The following is a 7541-nucleotide window of genomic DNA, read 5'->3' on the forward strand; positions in this document are numbered from 1 at the left end:
TGTTTAAGAATATTATAAAAGGTGAAAAGGTTCAGCAGCACGGTATTTATGTGCTTTTAGTCACTTTTCTTGCCCTAATCTTTGTATTGATTTTTATTACATTAGTATTAGCATCTTTTTTCATCCAGATAGTTGTTATATATGACGTATTCGTTAATCCGGCTACTCCAGGGTATATGAATACCTTCGTAATTGTTTTCGCATTGTCATCTATCCTATTTTCTTGGTTAGTATCGTTAATTCAAATGCCAATGCCTGAGGTGGACTACAGTAACTACGGGAAAATATCTAACCTCGAAAAGGAAGATCCAGAAAAATATAAGAAGGTAATGGATAAGATTTCTAAAGAAGAAACAAAAAAGGGTGCTAAGTCAATAATTCTGACTTCAGCACTAACTTATCTTATTACTTTTTCAGGATTAAGCTTTTTTTGGTATGGCTTAGAGTTACAGGACATATCCGCCTTTTTACCTAAAGCGATCCCTGGTGCAATGTTTGTTATGTTCTTTTCCAATGAGCTACTTGGTTTTGTAAATAAAATAGCATACAGGAAATTTTTCAAGTCATATCCTGATACGTCTGATAAGAGAATACTCGTGTTTAGTAGATTACAGAAGTTTCTCTCGCTTATGAAAATATTATCGCCTATGTTTTTAACTATCATATATTCGCAATATGTTTTCAGTGAATAGAGTTATTTATGCAATTAACGGCTCGAAACAGATTTTGACTGATGCTAGAGCAACTCTGTATTTTCTCTGTTGATTTCAGGTGCCACCTGATTCCTATAAATAATATTTTATGACTGGACTGCTGAGTTGGAGTTTAAAAAGGATACAAATAGAATAGGCCGTTATGCAAAAAAGTTTCATGAACATTTACCATAGTTACCTTTTATACAACTTTTAGGAAACAATTTATGGAAAAAAAATTCGATAAAGTTCTTTCTATTTTCGAAAAACCTCTCAAGGGCCTCTTTCTCAGTATGGTCGTGACCGCGTTAAATGCCGCGACTTTTTGGCCGTTAGCGTTCGATTTAACCGATTGGTTTGGCTCAACTTTCTGGGTCACTTCAAATTACACCAGTTTTTATGCTATGCCCATATATTTCTATATTGCATGGTTTCTATTCGCCATATTACTTGGGATATTAGCCTTTAGGTTACTCTGGTCCATTATCGTCATCATGGCATTACACATGCCGAATGAAAACATTGCGGAAGGAACTGTCGCAAAAGAAACGAAAGAATTAGGCGAAAGTAATCGTAAAAATTATGCTTCTGGAGCCAACCTAACAGTCATTTTTATTGTGACGTTTACGGTTGGCTTGTATTCACAAAACGTTCGTTTTGAGCAGATTGAATTCAATAACCGCGTTGAAAAACAGCACAATTGTTTAAAACTACTACAAGCACAGATGAAAAAAGTCACCCAAATTGGCGAACAGATCGATAAGTTAGATAACTGTAACCTTTGATTAACAGCTAAAGTGAATGGGGTCAAATCTTGACTTCAGACATTAAAAACCTTCGATGTCTGCTCATGGCACTGAGCCGAACTTCGGCAAAGAGCGAGAAGCAGGCGGTTAGATAAACTCGTTTTTGGACAAAAACGTTTTAGAGTATTCATCGCATTGAGCGGCGAACGAAAAGCCCGATTGACACATGAGCAAAGTAATAAGTAGCCATGCCAACCTACGCAGTTTTGATGTGCAATTAAAAATTGGCATTTTCTTATCAACTTTGCGCATTAAGCGCTCGCTGTCTTTCATTTCCAGCATCTTCGAGGATCATTTTTGCCCCGCGCAACACAACGCACGAAACTATCACACCGATAACCAGATCAGGCCATCGAGAATCGAGCCAAAACACCAAAGCGCCAGCAGAGATAACACCTAAGTTGGCAATCACATCGTTGGCTGAAAATATCCAGCTTGCCCGCATATGCACTTCTTCATTTCTTTGTTTGCGTATGATCACAAGACAAATGACATTAGCAACCAGTGCAACTGCCCCCATAGCCATCATTAGTCCCGATACAGGTTCGCTACCGTAAATTGACCGTCTTACAATATCAATGATAATCAACACACCCAGTGCCATCTGAAAAAAGCCGCTAATTCTAGCCGCATTGGCTTTGTGCAATAGCGATTTACCAATAGCATAAAGGGCAACACCATAGACAACTGCGTCGGCGAGCATATCAAGTGAATCGGCTATTAATGCGGTTGAATTAGCAAGCAACCCGATCCCCATTTCTATAACAAACATTGTCGCGTTTATTCCCAAAAGCCAATACAAAACCTGTCGTTGAGACTGGTCTTTTATTTCAACTTCGCACCCACATCCGCTCATTAGAAACACACTCTTTACTGATGAATAGTATGAGTATAAAGTCTATACTTGGTATAGAGTCAACGGTTAGGAGAAAAAAATGAAAATTGGTGATGTCGCAAAGACGACAGGTTGTAGTATTCAGACCATTCGTTTTTATGAAAAGAAGGGGCTCTTGCCTGAGCTTAAGCGCTCAAGTGGAAATTATCGTGTCTACGACAAGGGGACTATTGAACAACTCCTGTTTATCAAACAGTGTCGTTCATTAGATATGTCTATCATGGAAGTAAAAACGCTAATGGACAGTCGTTCGAGGCCAGATCAGAGCTGTTCAAATATCAATACGTTAATAGCTAAGCATTTATCAGACGTCATTATTCGCATTGAAGAGCTAAACGTATTAAAGTCATCACTCGAAAATATGGCGTCATCGTGTGACCAAGACAAAACCATTAGGGACTGTGGTATTTTAAATTATTTACACACTTAAAATTGTAAGAAGAACACAATTTCACTGTGCGCGCTCACCTTAACTTGTATCTATCGGCTAACATTCGTCATTTGTGTAGATTTATAAGGCAAAAATCAATAGCCTGAACTTTTGATACTGAGTCAGCCATGCATATTCATATGTGGCCCTACAAAGCGATTACATCGGAATCAGTCCTGATAATGATGTTCATGCACATCATGCTGTCCAAATTTGCAATCAAGTCCTAATTGCTCAGCCCAGCTCCTGATGATAGACCTGTAATATGAATAGCTTATTGGTTGATTGGAGCGGCGTATACTCCGAAACAAATAATCACTGGGTTGCAATTTAACTTCTTGAATCCAATGGATAATACTTTGTTGTGTTCTCGGAGTTATCTCAAATTGAACTTCGATCCCAGTTTTCTTCTGCGTTAATTGAACCCTTTCAAATACTTGATCGAGAGTAGTGACGTCTCGAACTTTTAAAGAGAGTAAGTCACATGATCTTAGCTTGCTATCTATAGCCAAATTAAGTAAAGCTAATTGCATCAAGTTATTTTGAATTTCAATTCGAGTGCGAATACGCCAAATCTCTTCAAGCTTGAAAGGACGTTTCACACTAGTAGCATTGTGATTTAGTTCTGGTTTCATAGTGACCTCCTATTTAAAAGTCACTATGAGGATAGTGGATGTATTACTGATTAGGATTTGGGCAAAAGTGGCTTAGGATAAGTTGTGAAAAAAAGCTCACATGTGTCTACTGAGTCGATGGCGATTCAAGAAATGATTCAGCCATACTTTCCTAAAAAAATATTTATAGGATACAATGCTCTACTTCAAAGGTACTTCGATAGGCATCATCACTGCACCATTATCTGGCTTATTTTTCTCTTCTACATGAATTGCTAGTGAAAGGTACATAATCGAATTTCGAGCGAGCTTTATCAGCGTCATGAGCCTTGATTCAAATTCGCTCTCTTTTATCAGCACAGAATGACTTGAAAGCTTTTGGTGCTCATAAATTTTTGACTGTGCTTGACGCAAACCTTCATCAAGTAATTTTTTTTTGGTCTCTAGTTCGGCTTTAAGAGTTATATTATGAGCCTTTTTCGCCGAAGCAATTTCACCATACAGCTCTTGAAGTTGTTCTTCAAAGTCACCTATATCACCATTAAGCTTTTCAAGCTGTGATTGCTTAAAAGCTTTACCTGATTGAGTTAGGGTATAACCAAAATCATCAACAATCTTTAAAGAACGATGCTCTATAGCATTTCTAATTTCAGAAAACGCCTTTGCATCAGGATCAAGCCACCGACTGACAGAAGTCGAATCTTTCACATCTCGAATGTCTTTCAGGATGTAGAATAAGGCATGGATAAAGCAATTCTGACTGTCTTTAAGCTTACTGTGTGGTTTCCAGCTCTTACTTCCTTTCAGCTCACTAAAAATACTGTCAAAGCTGATTTTATGATCATACTTGATATCATTCAGATCAAAAAAGCGATTGATAAAGTAAGCAATTTTATCAAATAGCGAGTAAAGCGTTCTGAACGCGCTTTTATAATGACTAGCTTTTAGGTTGGTAATGGAGTGTGACATATCATCAACGTGAGGATATGTTTTGTTGAAGAAATGTGTATGGTCACTAGGTATGTTTCTAGCCGAAAAAATTAGATAACGCGCATAGCAAAAATCGTTCTTTAATTCATCGAAGTTTCCATGATACATAAGCTCTTCATGCATCGATAAAGCGAAGTTTATTTGTTGAGAAAAAGAGGGGAGAGTCATAATGTCTTGATAGACAATTTCAGATACGCAAACGTCATTTAAATCATTTATAAAAAGCCTGTTATCTCCACACCACTTTAAATATTCCCCCTGCTTTCTTGTCTCAACTTCCTCTTCAAATGACTCAAAATAGTCAAAATCTTCTGGTTTAAAAGTATCTTCAAACCATGCTTTAAAATTCATAAAATTGCTGTTTTCTGAATAAGCAATTATTTGCTCAGGATGGAGCTGCTCAAGGCTTTCAAGACCTAAATTTATGAGTAGGTATGCAGTAAAGTAGTGGTAGTGCTTATGACTAGGATCGTAAACATTACTCGCAAGAAAAAGCTCGTTGTTTGCTTTAGATATTATAGAGACAGGATTTTGTATGCAATTAAAGGCATTATCCCATAATGGAATACAGCAGAAAGCACGACCTTGAGAACTTAGATTATTGCCTAAATTGGTTTCAATGCAGCTTTGCAGAAAAAGTTCTTCATCAGTTGGAAAGTTGATTTGTCGTATGACGTATAGAGCTTTTCTGAAAAATATAACGGATTTACTTAGTTCATCAGAAAACCAATCTAGTTTATGGTAACTAAAAATCGCTGCTGAACAATTACCCAATATATAGTAAAAACGAGCTTCATCAACGAGATTTTCAAACTTATAATCAACGCCTAACAACGGTTCTAAGAACGTTTTAATCTTTTCATGATCATTACCTATCAAAAACTCATCAGCCTTCATTGACAGCACTTCAAGAGCAGTTGAATTCAAGACATTTTCTGACATACATATAGCGCGCCGTTAAATTAATTTCACATCATAGTAACGCATTGAGAATTTATATTCATTTTATAACCATAAGTCAAATATGCTAATGGTCTTAACTAACTCAAACTGTGATGCTCACTATGTCAGTAGCTTGGGGGTTGCGCAATATTATGCTATTCCAACCCTGTTCAATCCTTACTGACATTACGAAAAGTAAGTCAAGTGACGATTTGGCTAAGCTAGTTCTCAATCGCTCGCAACTCACTTTGGGGCAAAGGCGAGTTATACTTATAACACGTCTATGGACAAAAATGAGTTATGACGAATGCGTGCTTTGTGCCATAAGCGGACTGTAACAATAAAGTTGTAGAATAACCCCAAAATAAGCTCTTGAAGTTAATGGAGCCCATATAAAAGCCAACTTTTTTATCCTTGTTTAGTTTCTCGTTAGATTTTTACTCACCTACATGTATTTTTAGCAAAGCTTCACTGCCATCTAAGTTTTTAACTAGTAATAGTAATATTTCACCTGTTTCTTTATCCATAAGCTTTTTAGCTTTATCTGCTGGGCAGCCCGGGATTTTGCAACCATCAAGTTCGATAACTAATTGACCAACTTTAACTCCAGCTTTTTCTGCAGGAGATCCAGAATGAACTTCATCAATTTTAAACTCGGTTATTTCAGGACTAAAAAACCCATCAACAGACACACCGACGGCAATCCCAACTTTCCCTTTGGCGAAAGCTACAAATGGAAAAAACAAACAAATTAATAGAACCTTCCTAGTTAAATTCAAAAACCTTACTCCTTTAAAAAATTAACCGCCGTTTTAAGCGGTTTGTAATTATTTGCTAAAATATGAAACGACGTGGAACCGACAAAACTGTTAGAGGCCCGACTTGAAAAACCTTATACACGTATTGCTAATTAGTGAATTTTGTTTCTTAATTTCGTTAGCATTTTTATTTGTTTCTGCAACTGCTAAGTCAATTTTAGCTTTGGTACATTTATCAGACAGCTCTTTACTTACAAGGTAATTCTGATCTTTTTGATACTGAGCCATACCTTCTAAACCGTTATATTGATCTCTATCTTCAAGTATTTTATCTTTTTGGTATGGTGCTGGTTGGGTTGCACCACAAGCTGATAACAAAACGATCAGAGAAATTGGAATTAATTTATTGAACAATACCCTTACTCCATGTGTATAATTTAATAGCACGCGAATAGCGCATTTCTCTGCTATAGGCACGATAATATCTACATAGTTTTACCAAATTACCTAAGATATTACTATCTCTAAGTTTCTATCGCCTACAAAAAAGCTGAGTCAACAATATACGCTTTTCCTCATTTCATGAATATATGAGTAAAAAACAGTTTGACCAATCAATTAACTCTTACATTTAGCCACTCTCAATGTCCGCTTCTCGCTCATACCCGAATTCTTTTGTAGCGAGCTAAGCTTAAAACTCCATAAACACCGGAGTACAACTAATGCACCAGTTAACTATATATCAGCCTAAAGAGCCTTGGAATAAAAATAAGCTTGTAGGACAAAAGTTACCTCTAAAATTACAGCAAATATGGGCTATCCGAATACGACTGGAACTTTTTCATAAAATAAGAGATCTAGCACTATTTAACCTAGCCATAGATAGCAAACTAAGAGGGTGTGATTTAGTTTCACTAAAAGTTAATGACATTGCACATGGTAAAGCAATCCAATCACGGGCAATAGTCGTTCAAAAAAAGACTGGTATGCCTGTTCAATTTGAAATTACTGGAAATACAAGGAAATCAATTGTGGCGCTCATAGAGCAATTTACTCTCAATTCTTATGATTACTTGTTTAAGTCACGAATTCATTCCTCTGAACACCTTTCAACCCGTCAATATGGACGTATAGTTGACTCTTGGGTCACCTCAATTGGGTTAGATAAGACTCAATATGGCACTCATTCAATGAGACGTACCAAACCATCACTAATTTACAAAAAAACTAAAAATTTAAGAGCCTGTCAGCTTCTACTTGGCCATAGAAAACTAGAGAGCACTGTCAGGTACTTGGGAATAGAAGTTGATGATGCGTTAGAAGTATCAGAACAGATCGATGCTTAAATTTGAACCTAAGCCAGACTCGAAGTTAGAGTCTGGCACGTGCCATAATCCGACCTTGAGACACATAG

At 36.8% G+C, this 7541-nt stretch carries 9 protein-coding genes; 4 read left to right on the plus strand and 5 right to left on the minus strand.

Going from position 1 to position 7541, the window contains the following annotated elements; all coding sequences use genetic code 11:
* On the plus strand, positions 1 to 692 hold a 692-nt coding region (locus CXF76_RS02720), incomplete at its 5' end, for a hypothetical protein (RefSeq protein WP_157823334.1).
* Between the two features lie 227 nt (positions 693 to 919).
* On the plus strand, positions 920 to 1477 hold the full coding sequence (locus CXF76_RS02725) for a hypothetical protein (RefSeq protein ID WP_101162994.1): 558 nt from the start codon (positions 920 to 922) through the stop codon (positions 1475 to 1477).
* 259 nt (positions 1478 to 1736) lie between these two features.
* Here CXF76_RS02725 and CXF76_RS02730 read toward each other — a convergent pair whose 3' ends face one another.
* Entirely contained in the window at positions 1737 to 2354 is a 618-nt protein-coding gene (locus CXF76_RS02730; RefSeq protein ID WP_089367993.1) for a cation transporter, read from the minus strand.
* 79 nt (positions 2355 to 2433) lie between these two features.
* Here CXF76_RS02730 and cadR point away from each other — a divergent pair, with 79 nt between their 5' ends.
* Entirely contained in the window at positions 2434 to 2823 is a 390-nt protein-coding gene (gene cadR, locus CXF76_RS02735) for a Cd(II)/Pb(II)-responsive transcriptional regulator (RefSeq protein ID WP_024606396.1), read from the plus strand.
* A 170-nt stretch (positions 2824 to 2993) separates the two neighbouring features.
* On the opposite strand, the gene CXF76_RS02740 is transcribed toward cadR, so the two are convergent.
* The 4 genes from CXF76_RS02740 to CXF76_RS02755 form a co-directional block, all read right to left on the minus strand.
* Positions 2994 to 3458, minus strand: a complete 465-nt coding sequence (locus CXF76_RS02740; protein ID WP_024601093.1) for a tyrosine-type recombinase/integrase — start codon at positions 3456 to 3458, stop codon at positions 2994 to 2996.
* Between the two features lie 180 nt (positions 3459 to 3638).
* On the minus strand, positions 3639 to 5369 hold the full coding sequence (locus CXF76_RS02745; protein ID WP_064662973.1) for an LA2681 family HEPN domain-containing protein: 1731 nt from the start codon (positions 5367 to 5369) through the stop codon (positions 3639 to 3641).
* Between the two features lie 437 nt (positions 5370 to 5806).
* Entirely contained in the window at positions 5807 to 6148 is a 342-nt protein-coding gene (locus CXF76_RS02750) for a PDZ domain-containing protein (protein ID WP_051385864.1), read from the minus strand.
* Between the two features lie 90 nt (positions 6149 to 6238).
* Positions 6239 to 6541: a hypothetical protein gene (locus CXF76_RS02755; RefSeq protein WP_024601566.1), complete on the minus strand. Its 303-nt coding sequence runs from the start codon at positions 6539 to 6541 to the stop codon at positions 6239 to 6241.
* A gap of 308 nt (positions 6542 to 6849) precedes the next feature.
* Between CXF76_RS02755 and CXF76_RS02760 the strand changes: the two genes are divergently transcribed.
* Positions 6850 to 7473, plus strand: a complete 624-nt coding sequence (locus CXF76_RS02760; RefSeq protein ID WP_004589486.1) for a tyrosine-type recombinase/integrase — start codon at positions 6850 to 6852, stop codon at positions 7471 to 7473.
* Positions 7474 to 7541 lie beyond the last annotated feature (68 nt).

It is taken from the genome of Pseudoalteromonas sp. 78C3 (assembly GCF_002836695.1).
Taxonomy (GTDB): Bacteria; Pseudomonadota; Gammaproteobacteria; order Enterobacterales; family Alteromonadaceae; genus Pseudoalteromonas; species Pseudoalteromonas arctica.

Bases quoted from the DNA above. Each gene is read 5' to 3' on its own strand.
- CXF76_RS02725 (WP_101162994.1), top strand. From the start codon at position 920: ATGGAAAAAAAATTCGATAAAGTTCTTTCTATTTTCGAAAAACCTCTC.
- CXF76_RS02730 (WP_089367993.1), bottom strand. From the start codon at position 2,354: ATGAGCGGATGTGGGTGCGAAGTTGAAATAAAAGACCAGTCTCAACGA.
- cadR (WP_024606396.1), top strand. From the start codon at position 2,434: ATGAAAATTGGTGATGTCGCAAAGACGACAGGTTGTAGTATTCAGACC.
- CXF76_RS02740 (WP_024601093.1), bottom strand. From the start codon at position 3,458: ATGAAACCAGAACTAAATCACAATGCTACTAGTGTGAAACGTCCTTTC.
- CXF76_RS02745 (WP_064662973.1), bottom strand. From the start codon at position 5,369: ATGTCAGAAAATGTCTTGAATTCAACTGCTCTTGAAGTGCTGTCAATG.
- CXF76_RS02760 (WP_004589486.1), top strand. From the start codon at position 6,850: ATGCACCAGTTAACTATATATCAGCCTAAAGAGCCTTGGAATAAAAAT.